General features: G+C 64.0%; 20 protein-coding genes. 8 read left to right on the top strand and 12 right to left on the bottom strand.

Going from position 1 to position 15,364, the window contains the following annotated elements:
- Positions 1 to 126: 126 nt before the first annotated feature.
- The 3 genes from RKE25_RS20605 to RKE25_RS20595 form a co-directional block, all read right to left on the bottom strand.
- Positions 127 to 546, bottom strand: a complete 420-nt coding sequence (locus RKE25_RS20605) for a hypothetical protein (protein WP_311839952.1) — start codon at positions 544 to 546, stop codon at positions 127 to 129.
- 285 nt (positions 547 to 831) lie between these two features.
- Complete coding sequence (locus tag RKE25_RS20600) at positions 832 to 1,197, bottom strand: hypothetical protein (protein ID WP_311839951.1); 366 nt, start codon at positions 1,195 to 1,197, stop codon at positions 832 to 834.
- A 582-nt stretch (positions 1,198 to 1,779) separates the two neighbouring features.
- Positions 1,780 to 2,211, bottom strand: coding sequence for a hypothetical protein (locus RKE25_RS20595; RefSeq protein ID WP_311839950.1), 432 nt, complete (start codon positions 2,209 to 2,211; stop codon positions 1,780 to 1,782).
- A 252-nt stretch (positions 2,212 to 2,463) separates the two neighbouring features.
- Between RKE25_RS20595 and RKE25_RS20590 the strand changes: the two genes are divergently transcribed.
- The 4 genes from RKE25_RS20590 (at position 2,464) to RKE25_RS20575 (ending at position 5,624) form a co-directional block, all read left to right on the top strand.
- Positions 2,464 to 3,003: a hypothetical protein gene (locus RKE25_RS20590; RefSeq protein ID WP_311839949.1), complete on the top strand. Its 540-nt coding sequence runs from the start codon at positions 2,464 to 2,466 to the stop codon at positions 3,001 to 3,003.
- Positions 3,004 to 3,164: 161 nt separating this feature from the next.
- Positions 3,165 to 3,782, top strand: coding sequence for a cytochrome c oxidase assembly factor Coa1 family protein (locus tag RKE25_RS20585; protein WP_311839948.1), 618 nt, complete (start codon positions 3,165 to 3,167; stop codon positions 3,780 to 3,782).
- A gap of 40 nt (positions 3,783 to 3,822) precedes the next feature.
- A complete protein-coding gene (locus RKE25_RS20580) occupies positions 3,823 to 5,160 on the top strand; it encodes a DUF6438 domain-containing protein (protein WP_311839947.1) in 1,338 nt (445 codons plus the stop codon).
- A 53-nt stretch (positions 5,161 to 5,213) separates the two neighbouring features.
- Entirely contained in the window at positions 5,214 to 5,624 is a 411-nt protein-coding gene (locus tag RKE25_RS20575; protein ID WP_311839946.1) for a pentapeptide repeat-containing protein, read from the top strand.
- Positions 5,625 to 5,715: 91 nt separating this feature from the next.
- Here the strand turns inward: RKE25_RS20575 and RKE25_RS20570 are convergent, their stop codons facing one another.
- The 4 genes from RKE25_RS20570 to RKE25_RS20555 form a co-directional block, all read right to left on the bottom strand.
- Entirely contained in the window at positions 5,716 to 5,865 is a 150-nt protein-coding gene (locus RKE25_RS20570; RefSeq protein ID WP_311839945.1) for a hypothetical protein, read from the bottom strand.
- Between the two features lie 69 nt (positions 5,866 to 5,934).
- Positions 5,935 to 6,234: a YkgJ family cysteine cluster protein gene (locus RKE25_RS20565; protein ID WP_311839944.1), complete on the bottom strand. Its 300-nt coding sequence runs from the start codon at positions 6,232 to 6,234 to the stop codon at positions 5,935 to 5,937.
- Positions 6,234 to 6,425, bottom strand: a complete 192-nt coding sequence (locus RKE25_RS20560; RefSeq protein WP_311839943.1) for a hypothetical protein — start codon at positions 6,423 to 6,425, stop codon at positions 6,234 to 6,236. The genes RKE25_RS20565 and RKE25_RS20560 overlap by 1 nt, the downstream gene beginning before the upstream one ends.
- A gap of 86 nt (positions 6,426 to 6,511) precedes the next feature.
- Positions 6,512 to 6,721 (bottom strand): hypothetical protein, encoded by a 210-nt coding sequence (locus RKE25_RS20555; protein ID WP_311839942.1) that lies wholly within the window; start codon positions 6,719 to 6,721, stop codon positions 6,512 to 6,514.
- Positions 6,722 to 7,199: 478 nt separating this feature from the next.
- Between RKE25_RS20555 and RKE25_RS20550 the strand changes: the two genes are divergently transcribed.
- The 4 genes from RKE25_RS20550 to RKE25_RS20535 all read left to right on the top strand — a co-directional run bounded on the left by RKE25_RS20550 (position 7,200) and on the right by RKE25_RS20535 (position 8,916).
- Positions 7,200 to 7,691: a hypothetical protein gene (locus RKE25_RS20550; RefSeq protein ID WP_311839941.1), complete on the top strand. Its 492-nt coding sequence runs from the start codon at positions 7,200 to 7,202 to the stop codon at positions 7,689 to 7,691.
- A 45-nt stretch (positions 7,692 to 7,736) separates the two neighbouring features.
- Positions 7,737 to 8,078, top strand: coding sequence for a ribonuclease E inhibitor RraB (locus RKE25_RS20545; RefSeq protein WP_311839940.1), 342 nt, complete (start codon positions 7,737 to 7,739; stop codon positions 8,076 to 8,078).
- Between the two features lie 105 nt (positions 8,079 to 8,183).
- Positions 8,184 to 8,396 (top strand): DUF3820 family protein, encoded by a 213-nt coding sequence (locus tag RKE25_RS20540; protein ID WP_311839939.1) that lies wholly within the window; start codon positions 8,184 to 8,186, stop codon positions 8,394 to 8,396.
- A 37-nt stretch (positions 8,397 to 8,433) separates the two neighbouring features.
- Complete coding sequence (locus tag RKE25_RS20535) at positions 8,434 to 8,916, top strand: hypothetical protein (RefSeq protein ID WP_311839938.1); 483 nt, start codon at positions 8,434 to 8,436, stop codon at positions 8,914 to 8,916.
- A 149-nt stretch (positions 8,917 to 9,065) separates the two neighbouring features.
- On the opposite strand, the gene RKE25_RS20530 is transcribed toward RKE25_RS20535, so the two are convergent.
- From RKE25_RS20530 to motA, 5 genes are all read right to left on the bottom strand, one after another.
- Positions 9,066 to 10,610 carry a glycoside hydrolase family 30 beta sandwich domain-containing protein gene (locus RKE25_RS20530; protein WP_311839937.1) on the bottom strand — a complete coding sequence of 515 codons (1,545 nt, stop codon included), beginning with the start codon at positions 10,608 to 10,610 and terminating at the stop codon, positions 9,066 to 9,068.
- A gap of 492 nt (positions 10,611 to 11,102) precedes the next feature.
- The gene (locus tag RKE25_RS20525; protein WP_311839936.1) at positions 11,103 to 12,578 is read right to left on the bottom strand and encodes an XVIPCD domain-containing protein; all 1,476 of its coding nucleotides are present in this window, start codon (positions 12,576 to 12,578) and stop codon (positions 11,103 to 11,105) included.
- A gap of 11 nt (positions 12,579 to 12,589) precedes the next feature.
- Entirely contained in the window at positions 12,590 to 13,231 is a 642-nt protein-coding gene (locus RKE25_RS20520) for a hypothetical protein (RefSeq protein WP_311839935.1), read from the bottom strand.
- A 255-nt stretch (positions 13,232 to 13,486) separates the two neighbouring features.
- Positions 13,487 to 14,476, bottom strand: coding sequence for a flagellar motor protein MotB (gene motB / locus RKE25_RS20515; RefSeq protein ID WP_311839934.1), 990 nt, complete (start codon positions 14,474 to 14,476; stop codon positions 13,487 to 13,489).
- Positions 14,473 to 15,342: a flagellar motor stator protein MotA gene (gene motA / locus RKE25_RS20510; RefSeq protein WP_311839933.1), complete on the bottom strand. Its 870-nt coding sequence runs from the start codon at positions 15,340 to 15,342 to the stop codon at positions 14,473 to 14,475. The genes motB and motA overlap by 4 nt, the downstream gene beginning before the upstream one ends.
- Positions 15,343 to 15,364: the final 22 nt, after the last annotated feature.

The following is a 15,364-nucleotide window of genomic DNA, read 5'->3' as shown; positions in this document are numbered from 1 at the left end:
AAACGGGTGTCAGGTGAGCGAACGTAAGGCCTGCGACGCGCATGCGCATCATGTAGGGCAAAAGTGTCCGATGGTTTTGCCGCATCGATGTGCCGCCAACGATAAAGGAGGATCCCAGCTGGGCGGCTAACGACGAAATGGTCGCTCCAATAGCCACCCAGCGAAATAGAACTCGATAAGCCCCAAGATGACATCCATCGCGACTTCCATCCAGCTCGTTACCGCGTACGTCAGGCCAAAAACGGACTGAAGGGAAGTACATAAGTAATCGACGGCAAGCGAAAAGGGAAAGGTGATGTAGCCGATGATGAGCAGCCATTGCCAATCGCCCCTGGCATAGGAAACCAAGCACCACATCGAGAAGGAAAAAAACAAGCTCGCGAGGAAGATCCCCGTTTTCGACCATCTCATTGCCACGGCACTCCAGAAAGCTTGCTCACTCCAAGGGTCTGAAAACCCGCCATATCGTTCAACTCGCGCGCCAAATGTGCTTGGCAGAAATCCAGAGCCCGCCTGCGGAAGACTAAGCTCGCCGGCCCTGAGCACGGCTTCGGCAGCTGACGAGCGCTTTGTCGTTGAAGCGCTGGAAAAAATGAACCCCGTGGGTTTGGCAGTTTCTCCTGCGGCTGCTGCGCCGAATGCTCGGTCGTTCGTGATATGAACCAGAATTACCTGAGCAAACGGGACATTTCGCCGATTCTCCGGCGTGTAATTTTCCGCCAGCCTGATTCCGTTCTTCGGTCCTGCGTATACGTCTTCACTGGCAGGGTCAAATCCAGGCGCTAGTGGTTGCCAGCCGTCGTAAGATGAGCACCGGCCCAGGCGGGAAGCCTATTGTCCAAGCAATATTCTCTGGATTGCCGACCCAGTCGCATCAAGATAGTAATGAATCTCCGGCGCGCTGGACTTCTCAAAGCCAACCATGTTCGTGCTCCTAATAAGCTCAGGCACAAAAGTCACCTCGATGCCTTCGTCACGCTCAACGACTATCAGGCGATAGCCATCCAACTTATGTCCATCCGCCCGGAATCGATCGGTGGCAACCGTCACCGCCGCGAGTTCGTATGACGATAGCTTGATGCCTTTCACCACGTCTTCCGCCGAGGCACAAGGGAGCATGGGCAGCATGGCGATGCATAGTGTGAGTGTTTTTCCAAGCATGGTGATCACTCGCTGTGGCGACTTTCGATCAGGCATGGCCGCCTCCGTTGACATATATGTTGCGTAAGGATCCAAGCCGATCGATCCCGATCAATTACGTGCCGAATGGGTCCGTGCAGGGAGTATGTACGGGTTGTACGCCCATGCGCGAAAGTGCGAGCCGAATGGCGTCCGCAGAGGCCAGCGGTTGATGGATGCATGGGCGCTCTTGCAGTGCCCGTTGAAGGGCAGGGGCTGCTCTTAGCGCCTTATCTCCCAGTATTCCTAACGCTCCGGCAATCCAGCCGCGTACGCCGTCGTCAGGGTCGCTCAGGAGACCTGCCAGCGCGTCGATGTCATCTGTAGACACGTCATTCGGATGACGCACCACCCACTGGTTGAGTGCCTGGACCTTATCCCTCTTGGCTCTCAGCGATTCCGCGACGGCAATGTCTTCTATCGAGGATTTGACGAAAGAGGCTGTCAGTGGCGAGGCTGCTTGATCAGCAGTTGACGACATGGGCGTGACGGAAGGCCGCGCTCCCGACGCGGCAGCATTACCGCTTAGACTCAGTAAAACGAAGACCAGTAGTCGAACAGCGCCCAACGCGCGTGCTGGCATAGTGAACTCATGCCCTCTCAATGATGCAGGCCAAGTTCTTTCATCAACGAACGGCTGTCATCAATGCGGCCGGAGTTGCCGCAGGCGTCAACGAAGTATTCGCCGCGGTATTCGCTGACAAACAACAAGTAGTCCACACCCTTGTCCATGGGGAATCGCGACGACGTGTTCTCCGACACTATCGAGATGACAGGGCGGGCATGCCCTTTGTAGATCCTGCGGGCCTCTACCGTGTAGACGGTTCTTCCGACGGTATCTGGATCTTCGCCAGACATGACGTCTTTGCTGGAAACCACTTTGCCAATCATGACCAGTCTGCTTTCCCTGAACTCCGTTCTGGGCGCAGGGTGGCCGCTATAACAGGCCGCCAACGATGCCGCTGGATATAGAGTCAGGCCGCTCACGATAAGCGCCGCGATTAGAGCGATACGTCGGTCGATCTTCTTCATGGTCAAGGACACCCCCTTTCGCGATTTTGTATCAGCGAACGGCTATGAGGGTAGACCCCCTGACACCCCCGCTACCTGCGTATCCCGCCCCCGGGGTTGGGCCAGCATGCGCCAAGACGGCGGACGCGGCAGAGGCGCCGGAGAGGAGTGTCGGGCTAAGATCGGCGCCAGCAGGACGAAGGACCAACGTTCCCCCGGCGTTTTTCATTCGGGGCTTGCATCGCGGCAAGCGCGGAAAGGTGAGGGAAGACCATGCGTTCTCTATGGCTGGCCTGGCTTGCATTTGGCACGGCGAATCCACCGCCGGATCCTTGCCATTCGCTGGTGCCCCCGGAACTGGAGCGCAAGCTGGAGGAGCGTTACCCCGACGTGCGGCTACGGTTGGCGGCGGATTCGGATGCTGAAAACCTCCGATATGCGACCAAGCAGGGAAAGACCTGTCTCCTGGTCGCCCAGGCTGACGCCGATGGCGACGGGCGCGCCGATCTTGCGCTGGTGCTTCCTAAGAAGGCAGGGGTCGGCTACCGGTTCGTGGTAGCGCTCAACAAGCCATCGGGTTTCGAGCTACGTGAGCTCAACGCCTGGACTGGGCCGGTGACGCGTCTGTACGTCGATGTGGCTCCCCCGGGAACCTATGAGCACACAGAGGCCTATCCGTTTCTTCCGTCGCCCGGCGTGGCGGAGACAATCGTCAGCAAACTGCCGGGTTTCTACTTTGGGACGGTGGAGTCGGCCGCGGTTGTCTACTTTCTCCAGCACGATCAGTGGCTGCTCGTCCATGTGATGGATTGAGGGCGAGAGTTCTGTAGGTACCGCAAAGGTTATCGATCGACTTTTTGGTCAGGGCGAGGGGCGGGTCATCCTACGAAAATCCAAGGGCGGCACGCCTGCCCATGTTTACAGTCACGCTAGGCTCACTCATCAGCATCCATCACTTCTGGACAGGGATACTCATGGAAAACACCTCAGGAACCGGCGCCAACGCCGTCGTGCCGCGTGAGATCGATCGATGGAACTGGGGTGCGTTCCTGCTTACCTGGATCTGGGGCATCGGGAACAACACCTTCATCGCGCTGCTCATGTTCGTGCCGATCGTCAATTTGCCGATGTGGTTCATCCTCGGCGCCAGGGGCAGTGCATGGGCGTGGAAGAACAAGCGCTGGGACAGCGTGGAGGACTTCCAGCGGACGCAGCGGAAGTGGGCGATGTGGGGCGCGATCGTTCCCGTGCTCTTCGTGCTGCTGTTCGGCGGCCTCTTCTGGTCCGTCATATCGACCATGAAGAACTCCGACGCCTACAAGCTCGCCGTCAGCGAACTGCAGGCCAGCCATGCCGCGGTCGATGTGCTCGGCACGCCCATTAGCACGGGCATTCCCATGGGCAACATCCAGTATTCGGGTCCGAACGGCAAAGCCAACCTGGCGTTCAGTGCGACCGGCCCCAAAGGCAAGGGCACGGTTTACGTCATGGCGGTGGAATCGATGGGCCAGTGGCGGCTGGATCAGGCGGTGTTCGAGGATGGAGCGACGAAGCAACGCATCGATCTGAACGCCGCTGGCGGCGAGCCATGACCGGGGCAACCGGCCTTATCCATCGAACGCAAAGGTCATCATGAAACTTGGGCTCGGCTTGTTCGGCACGTTGAGAATGGCTGGTCTGCTCGCGGTGGCCATGGCTGCCTGTCCCGCCTTGGCCGCCGACAGTGCCTCGCCCGACGTGGCGATGAGCCTGGAGAGGTCGGCATGCTACGGCAGTTGTCCCGTGTATCGGGTGACGATCCATGGCGATGGGCGGGTGCAGTTCACCACGCGCACATCGCCGGTGCATAAGGTGGATGCGATCCATCGCCAATTCAGCCGGTCACGCGGCGTGCTGGTGTCCGGCACGCTCGAGGACCGCGTTTCGCCTGAAGCCGCGCAGGCTTTGCTCGCACAGTTCGAGGCGGCCGGCTTCTGGCAGCTCAAAGACGAATACCGGGCGTATGTCACCGACCTGCCGACCCAGGTGATCACGCTCGCCGTGGGGGATCGGCAGAAGTCCGTCACGGATTACGACGGGCGCTCGGCCGGCATGCCGCTCGCGGCACATGACCTGGAGGCGGCCATCGACCGCGTCGCGGGCACGGAGCGTTGGGTGACGGGCGGCCCGGGTCTCGTCCCCTGGCTGGAGCGGAACGGATTTGACTTTCGTTCGACCGGAGCGGCGGAACTGGCGGTCAATGGGGAAGACGATAGTGCCGACGAAGCCACCGTTCTCTCGCTCATCGATCATGGCGCGCCGCTCGACCGGCCGCTGACGTTCCGGAGCCGGTTCGCCGAACGGACAGGCGCCGCCGGCACCATGCTCATGGAAGCGTCGATCCGACGCGGACACGCTGGCGTGTTCGCTCGTCTGGCGGCGGCCGGATGGCTGGATCGACTTGGCAAGACGAAGGCCGCCGAACTGCTCAGCCGGAGCGCCGCGGGCTGCTCGCCGGCGCTGGTCGATGCCGCGGCGGACGCCGGGGTGGATATCGACTATGCGGTCTTCGACCCGCGCGAAGACGACGACGACCAGGGCAAAACAGCGCTCGCCGAGCTTGCGGGAACGTATACCTGTCGCGAGCAAGAGCCGGCCAGGATCCAGACCGCCGACCGTCTGCTGGCGCGTGGCGCGAATCCCAATCACCGGGACAAGTTGGGGCGAACGCCGCTGTATGGCGTGGAGAATCCGCAACTCCTGGAGGTGCTTCTCGCGCACGGCGCCGACGCCACCGTGAAGTCGAAGAACGGCCGGAGCATGGTGTTCGGCAGTTGGACCGACGCCATCGTCCTGCGGCTGCTGGAGGCAGGCGCGAGCCCCGTTGGACGGTATGACTACGACGGCAAGACGCTCAAGCAGAAAGCCAAGGCCAGCATGCCGTTGGTGGCGCAGTGGCTGGCCGCGCATCCGGAGTCGTTTCGCCGGTAAGCGCCGGCCGGTGGGCGGGGTTTTTCCATGTGCAGGATGGGCAAGGAATCGCCATGCAAATCGACAATGAAGTCTTCGAGAACTGCCTGCCCAAGGGCGTGAGCTGGGATGAGCAGGCTTTCGTCTTCTGCGAGTTCCGCAACATCGTCGGCGAAGGAACCCACATCTCTTCGATTTTTGTCGACTGCGGTTTCGATCAGTGCGACATGTACTGGGGGATGTTCAATATCGCCACCTTCGTGGGCGTCAGCTTCCGGCACTGTGTCTTCCGAGGCTGCCTGTTCCCCGATTGCCGCTTCGTCGAATGCCGGTTCGAGGCCTGCCTCTTCACCGTGGACAGCTTCGGCGCAGGCTGCGACTTCAGAGACTCCCGCTGGTATGGCTGCACCCAGGACGGAACGCACGGGTTGAGTACCGCCCTGGTTCCCTTCGCCTCGGGCGACGGCAAGAGAGCCCGTGGATGAAAGAACGAGCGCTCCGCCAGGTCCTGAGGCCAGCCAGCTGGCAGCCTCGAAACTATCCGAAGCAGAGCGCCTGGCGAGAGCGTGTGGCGAATCAGCCGCTCGTGGCGCCGGAAGTCTTCGCGGCGGGCTCGGCCTTGCTGTCCTCGCGCGCGGCCATCTTCTTGGCCTGCTTGCTGTCCTGCTTTTTCTTCTTGGCGAGCTCGCGCTGGCGCTTTTCGAAGGTGTAGTTCGTCTTTGCCAAAGGTGGCTCCTGTTCGTGAGCGGCGGTCTTGAGGAAGCTACGCGCCGTGTTGTCGTGAAGCGGTAAAGCCTACGCAGCTGTCTCGTGACGCACGCGTGCGGCGAGCGGGTCGCTGTACTCCGCGCGGATGGCCCTGCAATAGGGGCCGTTCATCACGAAGCGCCGGCACACGTCAGGCCGCGTCTCGTAGATGCCGCAATTCATGCGTACGCTGTCCAGCGCCACGCACCAGCCGTCCTCGCCGCGGGCCATCACATGCAGGCCCTCGGGCGTATGCGTGGTGAGGTGTTCGGGTACGTGGTCCTCCGGCTGGAGGACCACCGTGAGGCGGCAGCAGACCGCTTCGCAGCGGGAGCAGTGGGCGGCCACTAGCGTCCCTTGCGGCCGGGCGGCGTCGGCGGGCGGTTGCGCGACACGCCGGGGTGCCCCGCATCGCGTGCGAAGCGGTCGGTCTTGCGGTAGTTCGGCGCGGCCTCGGCGGTGGTGTCTTTCTTCTTCGGCGCGCCGCTGTAGACGTCGTGGATGTCCGACAAGGAGATCGGCTTGTTCGGGTGTGACATGGCAAGTTCCTTGGCAATCGGGGAGGCAAGGGCCGCCTTGGTCTCCCGGCAGCGGGAGGCCAGAACGGAAAGAAACGGCGGATCGACTAATGCAGGCTGTGGTACCAGAGCACTTCCATGCCCAGGCACGTCGCAAAGACTCGCGCCTGGTCCACCCTCACCAGGCCGGCGTCGCGGAGGCGGCGCAGATCGGCGAGGCGTTCAATCGTGCGTAGCGGCAACGGGCAGCGTCTGACGATCTCCCCCAAGAGGGCCCATTGCTTGCTGTTCAACTTGCCGGATCGTTGGATGCTCATGCGCTCCTGCTGGCGAGCATCCATACGCGCTTGGTGATGGCAGCCGAAGAAGAGGCCCCAACCCTGGCCAGCATACGCGCTTAGGGCGCGGCGAATGTTAGTTTCTCCCGTATCGCGCCCTGCGGTTGGGCCTGCCGTGAGGTGCGAAGGGGGACAGAGCCGGCGAGGGCGGCCGGACGCGGGTTGCCCTGAACCGGGCGGGCCGCCTTCTCCATACCGCCAGCCAACGAGTTCCCCCGCGTCACCTCGTGGTTCGAGAGCCAGGCGCCAGCTTGTTCTCGCGCCCAGGGAGAGGGCGCTACACCGCCATCTAGCGATCCCTGACCTCCAGCGGGGCAGGGCATGGCTTTGCTTTCGTCGGCGGTTGGATAATGGCGCGCTGCCGCAGCCAGGAGCAGGCCTTCTTGGGCGCGATGTTCAGGGCGGGGCGGCGGCGTTGGCGATCGAAGCAGTAACGACACTCATGGGAAGTACAAGCATGGCGCACGAAAAGCTGGTGGAACTGATCGGGTTGCTGACCTGCGGCGAAGTCGAGCAGGACGAAATCGAAGCCACCGCCGCGGCGGTGCTGGAGGCGCAGGAGGATCCCGAGTTCGACTGGGTGCACGAGATGGGTACGTCGGACGAGCAGTTCATGCAGATCGCGCTGATGTTCGAACTGTCCAGCTTCTTCGCCGAGAGCGACAAGCTCGACGAATTCCACGAGCAAGTGAGCGAGTTCTTCAAGAACCCGCTGCCCCCTTTCCCCTACCCGGCCAACCAGGCGGATTTCCCGCCGAGCGCCTACTTCACGTGGCTGGACGAACTGCTGGCAGCCCGCACCCCGGCTTTCACCTTGATGCTGATGGAAAGCGGCGTCGACGACATGCTGCACGGCATCCTGGTGCATCGCGCCACCAGCGATCGCGTGCTGGCCTTGGCGAATGAACTTGGCATCGAGATCGAGCGCTCGGCCGCGATGAAGGGCTGACGAAGTGACCGTGCTTAGTGCACCGACAACGAATGGATGTGGCCTATGAATAGCCAGACTCGCTTTCCCGACGACGAAAACGGCCAGGTGCTAAGTCAGATGGCCGCGGACGGCGACGATCTCTCCATACCGCGCGAGATCGATTTCGCCGTTATCTTTCCGACCGAAGAGGCGGCGTTGAAGTTCGCCACGCACCTGTTGAAGAACGGCCAGAAAGTATCGTTTTCCGAGTACGAAGAACACGACGAATTGCCATGGCAGGTGCTGGCGCATCCCTTCATGGAGCCCACGCACGAGAACATCTCCGGTTATGAAGACCTCCTGGCGAAGGAGGCGCTTGCCTTTGGAGGGCGGAATGACGGGTGGGGATGCGAGGTCCAGGGCTGATACTCGACTATCGCCTGAGCAGGCTGTGGCTCGACGGCCGACGCCCTCCGTTAAGCCGCCACAGCACGCATTCTTCCATCGTCACCACACAAAGCGGCCTGTCCGGTGAAACCCGAAGACCTTCAACGCCTCGTCACCACCGCCATGCCCTACGGCAAGTACAAGGGGCGCCTCATCGCGGACCTGCCCGGCGCCTACCTCGCCTGGTACGCCCGCAAAGGCTTTCCGCCGGGCAGTCTTGGGAACCTGCTTGCGTTGGCGCTGGAAATCGATCACAACGGCCTGCGGCGGCTGCTCGATCCGCTGAGGAAGCGGTAGCGGTCCGATCGATCCATTCGCATCCCGGAGGTTTGCCATGAAAGCGCTTCGCACCTTCGTTCTGTTGACAGCTCTGTTGCCCGGCACCTCTGCACTGGCGCATTCGCCCGCGGCTTCGCCATTGACCGGGCGCTGGACCGTCGACGTATCCCGCCTGGCGATGGCGCCGGCCGCGCGGCCGAAGAGCGTCACGATCACCTTCAGCGATCCGGGGCAGGGCAGTTGGCAGACGCAAGTCGACATCGTCGACGCGGGCGGCGGCAAGAGTCATGTCGTGGGAATCGCCACGCTTGACGGCAAGGCCGCGAAGGTCGAAGGCAGCGCGGAAGCCGATGCCGTCGCGCTGAAGATGCCGGAGCCGGGTGTGCTGGTGATGGCGCTGAGCAGGAGCGGCGTGCCGGCGTCGACCCGCATTTACACCGTCGACGTGGGCGGCAAGACGATGACGGAAACCGTGACCTATCTGGGCAGCGACGGCCTGCCGTTCATGCGCACGAACTACTTCGCGCGCGCCGACTAGTCTCCGCGGATCGCGCTCGCGTATCGGTGAAACGTGGATAAGGGTGGCCCTATGGCCGTCGACGACACATCACAGACAGGCCTAGTCTGGCGCTGCGTTCGATGTTTCGTGAGTTCATGTTCTTCGTGCTGCCGTAGGCCACAACGCCTTTACTGCACCTTCTTCAACCACCAGAACACACGTCGCACCAGCGCCACCGCCGGATCGGGGCTCCATACGAAGGTCGCCACGCTCGCCGGCGGCATCGTGTATTCGAAGCGGCTCTGCTCGTTCGCCACGGCGATCGGGCGGGCACTGGCGTGGCTGTTCACCACCACCAGCACGATGGACCCGTCCGAGGCGTTCTGGAACGCCACGTTGTCGATGCCTTCCTTCTCGGTGGCGGTGGATTCCACCCTCACGGCACCGGGCAGCACGAAGCGGCTGAAGTGGGCCAGTGCGTAGTACTCGTCGTTGCGGCTCACCGCGCCGGTCTGCGAGTCGATCGTCACCACGCCTTTGCACAGGTCGCATCCGCCGATATGCGGGCCATGGTTTTCGTCCAGCGCGAGGTTCCAGTACACCACGCCGCGTGCCCACTGCCGGGTGCCGGTCACCAGCAGGTTGCGCGCGAACCACAGCAGCTCGCCGTTGACGCTGGAGGCCCAGTCGCCGCCGGAACACTCGGTGAGATAGACGTCCTTCTGCGGATAGGCGCGATGCACGCGGCCCTGCGCATACTGGCTGCCTTCATAGCAATGCCAGGCGACACCATCGATGTAGCGCGCGGCCTCGGGGTCGCCGAGCACCGCCAGCGGTTCCTCCGGATGGCTCCAGTTGTGGTCCCACTCCAGGATGCTGACTTTCGGTTTGCGGTTGGCGAGCTTCGGGCCCAGGTGTTGCGAGACCAGGCGTGCGCGCATCTCCGCCGTCATGAGCATGCCGGGGTAGGTGATCGGCACGAACGCGGGTTCGTTCTGCAGGGTCAGCGCGAAGATCGGAATGCCGTTGCTGCGGTAGGTATCCAGGTACTTGATGAGGTAGTCCGCGTACGTGCCTTCGTACTGTTCGAGCAGGCTGCCGCCGATCAGATTCTCGCTGGTCTTCATCCATGCCGGGGCGCTCCACGGCGAGGCCATGATCCGCAACCCCGGGTTGACCTTGAGGGCCTCCTGCACGGTGGGTATCACGTCCTGCAGATTGGGCGCGACGTTGAAATGCTCCAGCTGCGGGTCGGTCTGCCCGGCCGGCACGTCGTCCAGGGTGTAGGGCTGCAGCGAGAAATCGGAAGCGCCGATCGTCAGGCGCATCATGTTCAAGTTGAGGTGCGGCGGCGGGCCGTACAGCTCGCGCAGCAGGGCGCTGCGCTGCAAGGCGTTGAGCTTGTTCTGCAGCAGCCACGCCGAGGAGTCCGTCATGGCGGCGCCGAAGCCGTCCATGGTCTGGAACGTCTTGTGGACGTCGATGACCACGTCGGAGGTCGACGAACCGCGCGCCTTCATCTCGATGTCCGGCTGGCGCTTCAGCTGCTGCCGCCGGTCTGCCGTACTCAACCAGAGTTCGACGGAAGGCATCAGCCGCGGCGCCGGCGGCGTCCTGGCCGTGGTGGCGGAATGTTCGAAGCGCGGGGCGTAGAACGCGGCCAGGGTCAGCAGGGTGATCAAGGCGACGAGCACCTTGTCCATCCGTGTGGTGGCTGGACTGCGCTCATCCATGACGCGGCGCGGGCCCCACACCCCTGTTGCAATGCCTCTGGATCATTGAGCTTCTGGGCGACGTACGAAAACGGGACTCGGTGAATACATGAAGCGGCGCCTGCTTCGTTTCCTTCAGTCCCGGGCGGCGCCGCGCCTGGCGGGGTGAACCTTGCTGCCGTTGTAACCGCGGGCCGGGAGGACGTAAAGGGGCGGGAGCATCGGGAGCTGCCGCAGGCTGTCTTCACAAAGGGGAACCGGGTGCGTCCCAGGGCGCTGGCCATGGCCAGCGAGTGCCCAGGTTGGTCGGCGATGGCCTTCACCGGTCCCGGCGCGCCGGGCTTCGACGACGCCGGCGGAGACGGAAGGCGAGGGGGCAGGCGCATGCCACGCGCCATGCGCGGCCGGCCTGCGGAGGAAGGACAAACCGTACGAAGTGACGCCGCTCAGCGGGGAAGCGGCGCCGGCCTCGTATCGACTCCGCGAGCCTCACCGGCCCGCGGAGCCCGGCCGCTAGTGGCCCATCTGGTGCACCGGGCCAGCCTGCTGCGACTGCGCCTGTGCGGACTGTTGCTGCGCCTGGGCCTGGGCATGGCCCTGTGCCTGCTCATGCTGCTGGTACTTGTCCATCGCCTGCGGCCACTGCGCCGCGCTTTGCTCCATGGACGTGTTCGCGGCGGCCGTGGGTACGCTGGTGACCTTGTCGAAGAAGTGGTCGCGCGAGCCGGGCGGCGTCTGCACGGCGAACAGCTTGCTGCCGTCCTCGCTGAGCGCCACCTGGTCGATGCGGCTGAGGCCGTCGGCGCGGGCGGAGACGGTGACGGCGGAGGCGATGTTGTCGCTGTGCTGGTCCGGGGCACGTCCCAGTTGGCGATCCAGCTCGTGCACGTGTCCGCGCGCCTGCTGGAACATCCCGTGGTCGGGATGCGCGGGATCGTCCAGCCGGGTGGGCCCCTGGTGCTGCTTCTGCGGTTCGGCGACGAACTGGTGAGTATCGCGGGTGTCGTGGAAATGGGACGGCGTGGGCGGGTTGGTGCTCTTGTCGAGGAACGGCATGGCGCTGCGATCGACGCCCAGCGCCAGGCCGTTCTGCTCGAGCGTCCGGCGATCCAGCCCGAGTTCGGCAAGGTTGACGCTCATCTCGCTGCGCTCGCCCGCCGGCCTGCCCACGCTGTACGCGCGCTCGGCCTTCACCGCTTCGCTCACCAGGCCCGCGCCGTAGTAATTGCCGTACTCCGACGTGCCGCGCGCACCCATCGCCAGGTCGTGGCTGGTCAACACGTTCTTGGTGATCCCCTGGACGTTCGCCTCGTTCGGCGACATCGAAAGGTCGGGGTTGAGATTGAGGTTGGACTTGAGCGTGTAGGTCTTCGCGCCGTTCTCGCCGCGCCCGACGTCGATGAACTCCGATGCGTCGGTGCCGTTGCGCTTGTAGATGTCCTCCAGCGTCAGCGGCCCGCGCCCGGCTTTCGCGAACTCCTGGCGCGCCGCGCTCACGTCCGCGTTCCAGCCCGCGATGCGTCCCTCGGCCTCGTCGCGCAGGTTCTCCTTGAGCATGTTGCCGATGGGCTTGGTGTAGTCGTGGTCGCGCTGTGGCGAGCTGGCGACTTTTTCCAGTTCGTTCTGGAAACGGTCTTCGGCCTGTTCGATGCGCTTGGCGTTGAGGGCGTGCTGCACCTCGTGCGCCAGGGTATTGGTCAGGCCCTCGCGGAGGTTCTGGTTGGCCGCGCCCAGCGAACTGCTGATGGCATCAGGATGCAGTTCGACCGTATGGGCTTCGGGGTTGTACTGGCCCGCGGTATTGGGATCGGAGCCGGCCGGCATCAGCTCGAAACGCTTCAGCCCGCCGTCCGCCACGGCGCGGTTCACCTCGTCCATCAGCACCGGCGAGCGGTCGATGGCGTTGCGCAGGTTCTGTTCGTATTCCGGCACACCGGTCTGCTTGCCAAAGTCAGCGACGATGGCATTCGCTTGGGGGCTCAACGGCATGTGGGGTCTCCTTACCTCACCAGCACTCGTTTGACGCAGCGGGTGCCCGGTGCGTGCTCGTCATCCTTGGGTTGGGCGTACATGGGATACACCTCGACGCGCAGGCCCTGCCGGTCGAACGCGTCGAACTTCCAGCGGCCGTGTTCGCCGTAGGCGGGGTAGCGCTTGAAGCCCATGGCTTCCAGCGAGGCCGTGAAGGCAGCGAAATCCGGCTCGCAGGTGGTGAGCGGCGCCGCTTCGGCGTTCGGTACGGGATCGAAGCCCAGCTCCATCTGCGGTACGTCGTGTGGCCGCTGCAGATAGCGTTCCGCGCCGAACGTCCAGTTGCCGGGCAACCGCTGCCCGAAGCCGAAGCTGCCTTCGCCGGTGGCATGGATGTCCTTGCCCATGACCCGCTGCAGCAGGTCGGGCGTCACATCGGTCACGGCATGGATGGTGCGGATCAATTCCAGCGTGCGCTGGAGCGCCTGCGTGGCGGAGAGATCCTGGGGTGGGGAGTGGCTTGGCGTCGTCATCGCGTCATGGTCCTTCACGTCTGCATGAAACATCGCTGGTGCGGCGTTGGGAAACACCAGGGCGCCCGATACGGCAAGGGCACCCATCACCAGCAAGCGGCGGCCTAACCCTGGCCTGGGCGGGTTCACGGGTGTCATGGTGGCACATTCTGATTGGCACCGTTCGTCGGGCGCAACACCCGGGACCATGCGGAGCCGCGCCGAGGCGGGCTGGAATGTGCGTCAGCGCACAGGCCGCAGCCCGCGCCTCGACGGCACCGTGCGAGCGCCGATCCATCGTTGCCCACCGTAGGTTGGGCTTCACCATAGGCGGCCGTGCCCGTCGAAGCCACGCATGCAATGCGGTCTTCCGCCCGGCTGCTGGGCGCGCCGGCCTGTACGATCGCGACGGGGCTATCGATCCGCGCTGGAATCGGTCTGCGTGGTGGCAGCAGACAAGGCTGGAACCAGCGGCGCGACCGCGGGCAGCAGGCCGGCGGTGGGCCTGATCTCGGCCGGCCCCGACTCCTGCGAGAACGAGGCTGCCTCGGCCTGCTTGTTCATCACAATGATGCTAATGCGCCGATTGACCGGATCGGCGGGATTGCTGCGGTCGAACGGCACCGACGCGGCCAGCCCGACCACGCGCGCGATCTTGTCCTCGGCCAGGCCGCCGGAGAGCAGCGCGCGCCGCGCCGCGTTCGCGCGGTCGGCGGAGAGTTCCCAGTTGCTGTAGCGATGATCGCTGTTGTACGGCGCGTCGTCGGTGTGGCCGGAGAGGCTGATGCGATTCGGCACACGGTTGATGAAGCCTGCGAGCTCTTCGAGGATCTTCGTGGTATACGGCCGCAGCTGCGCACTGCCCAGGTCGAACATGGGGCGGTTCTGCTTGTCGACGATCTGGATGCGCAGGCCTTCGGGCGTGATGTCCAGCAGCAGCTGGTCCTTGAACGGGGCCAGCGCCTGGCTGCTCTGGATCGCCGCCTGCAGCTGCTGCATCAGCTCTTCCAGCCGTTCGCGCTCGCGCTTGCGCGCTTCTTTCTCGATGTCCTTCGGATCGAGGCTGGCCGCCGCGGTACCCTGCTGGTTGCCGCCGGGCGCGCGCGACAGGTCCTTCGCGCCGCCGAGCTTGATCATGCTGGTGCTGGCACCGCCGGGGCCTGTGCGCCCCGGCGGTGCCATGGTCGCCGTGCCCGGGGTCATGCTGGGATTCTTGAAATACTCGGAGATGGCCGCGCGCTGTTCGCGCGTGCCCGCGCCGATCAGCCACATGACCAGAAAGAACGCCATCATCGCGGTGACGAAGTCGGCGTAGGCCACTTTCCAGGCGCCGCCGTGGTGGCCATGGCCCTTGCGCTTGACGCGCCGGATGATGATCGGCGGCAGCTCGCGCGGCTCGCTCATGCGGCGGCCTTGGCCCGCGGCGCCTTCAGGTGGTCCTCCAGATCCTGGAAGCCGGGCCGCGTGTGGGCGGACAGCGACTTGCGCGCGAACTCCACCGCCACCTTCGGGTTGTAGCCGCGCAGGTTCGCCAGCAGCGCCACCTTCACGCATTCGAATGCGCGGCCGTCTTCCTGCACGCGGTTCTCCATGGCGGCGCCGAGCGGGCCGACGAAGCCATAGCAGAGCAGGATGCCGAGGAAGGTACCGACCAGCGCGCCGGCGATATGCATGCCGATGCGCGTGGTATCGCCGTCGAGCTGCGACATGGTGGTGACGATGCCGAGCACGGCGGCCACGATGCCGAAGCCGGGCAGCGCGTCAGCCATCTTCGTCACCGCGATGGCCGGTGCCATGGCTTCGTGGTGATGCGTCTCCAGTTCCACTTCCAGCAGCTGTTCCAGCTCATGCGGATTCATGCTGCCGCCCACGATCAGGCGCAGGCAATCGGTGGTGAATTCGATCAGGTGATGCTCGCGCATGAGGCGCGGATAAGCGGAGAACAGCGAGCTGGATTGCGGGTCTTCGATATGCGCCTCCACGCCGAGCAGGCCTTCCTTGCGGATCAGGCTGAACAGGTCGTAGAGCATCGACAGCAGATCGACGTAGTCCTGCTTGTGGTACTTGGGCCCCTTGAGCAGGCCGAGCGCGTCGCGCAGGGCCGCCTTCACGACCTTGGCCGGATTGGCCGACAGAAACGCGCCCACCGCACCGCCGCCGATGATCAGCAGCTCGTACGGTTGCCATAGGGCGAGCATCTGCCCATGCGACAGCAGAAAGCCGCCGAGCACGCATGCGAGGACCAGGAAAGCGCCGAACAGGACCAGCATATTCGCTCCGATGAACGGAGCC

It is taken from the genome of Dyella sp. BiH032 (genome assembly GCF_031954525.1).
Taxonomy (GTDB): Bacteria; Pseudomonadota; Gammaproteobacteria; order Xanthomonadales; family Rhodanobacteraceae; genus Dyella_D.
The sequence above is the reverse complement of the archived record's forward strand: the minus strand, read 5'-3'. Positions and strand labels throughout refer to the sequence as shown.

Bases quoted from the DNA above. Each gene is read 5' to 3' on its own strand.
- RKE25_RS20600 (WP_311839951.1), bottom strand. From the start codon at position 1,197: ATGCCTGATCGAAAGTCGCCACAGCGAGTGATCACCATGCTTGGAAAA.
- RKE25_RS20525 (WP_311839936.1), bottom strand. From the start codon at position 12,578: ATGCCGTTGAGCCCCCAAGCGAATGCCATCGTCGCTGACTTTGGCAAG.
- RKE25_RS20550 (WP_311839941.1), top strand. From the start codon at position 7,200: ATGGCGCACGAAAAGCTGGTGGAACTGATCGGGTTGCTGACCTGCGGC.
- motA (WP_311839933.1), bottom strand. From the start codon at position 15,342: ATGCTGGTCCTGTTCGGCGCTTTCCTGGTCCTCGCATGCGTGCTCGGC.
- RKE25_RS20590 (WP_311839949.1), top strand. From the start codon at position 2,464: ATGCGTTCTCTATGGCTGGCCTGGCTTGCATTTGGCACGGCGAATCCA.
- RKE25_RS20555 (WP_311839942.1), bottom strand. From the start codon at position 6,721: ATGAGCATCCAACGATCCGGCAAGTTGAACAGCAAGCAATGGGCCCTC.
- RKE25_RS20530 (WP_311839937.1), bottom strand. From the start codon at position 10,610: ATGGATGAGCGCAGTCCAGCCACCACACGGATGGACAAGGTGCTCGTC.
- RKE25_RS20575 (WP_311839946.1), top strand. From the start codon at position 5,214: ATGCAAATCGACAATGAAGTCTTCGAGAACTGCCTGCCCAAGGGCGTG.
- RKE25_RS20520 (WP_311839935.1), bottom strand. From the start codon at position 13,231: ATGACACCCGTGAACCCGCCCAGGCCAGGGTTAGGCCGCCGCTTGCTG.
- RKE25_RS20595 (WP_311839950.1), bottom strand. From the start codon at position 2,211: ATGAAGAAGATCGACCGACGTATCGCTCTAATCGCGGCGCTTATCGTG.
- RKE25_RS20585 (WP_311839948.1), top strand. From the start codon at position 3,165: ATGGAAAACACCTCAGGAACCGGCGCCAACGCCGTCGTGCCGCGTGAG.
- RKE25_RS20535 (WP_311839938.1), top strand. From the start codon at position 8,434: ATGAAAGCGCTTCGCACCTTCGTTCTGTTGACAGCTCTGTTGCCCGGC.
- RKE25_RS20545 (WP_311839940.1), top strand. From the start codon at position 7,737: ATGAATAGCCAGACTCGCTTTCCCGACGACGAAAACGGCCAGGTGCTA.
- RKE25_RS20580 (WP_311839947.1), top strand. From the start codon at position 3,823: ATGAAACTTGGGCTCGGCTTGTTCGGCACGTTGAGAATGGCTGGTCTG.
- motB (WP_311839934.1), bottom strand. From the start codon at position 14,476: ATGAGCGAGCCGCGCGAGCTGCCGCCGATCATCATCCGGCGCGTCAAG.
- RKE25_RS20560 (WP_311839943.1), bottom strand. From the start codon at position 6,425: ATGTCACACCCGAACAAGCCGATCTCCTTGTCGGACATCCACGACGTC.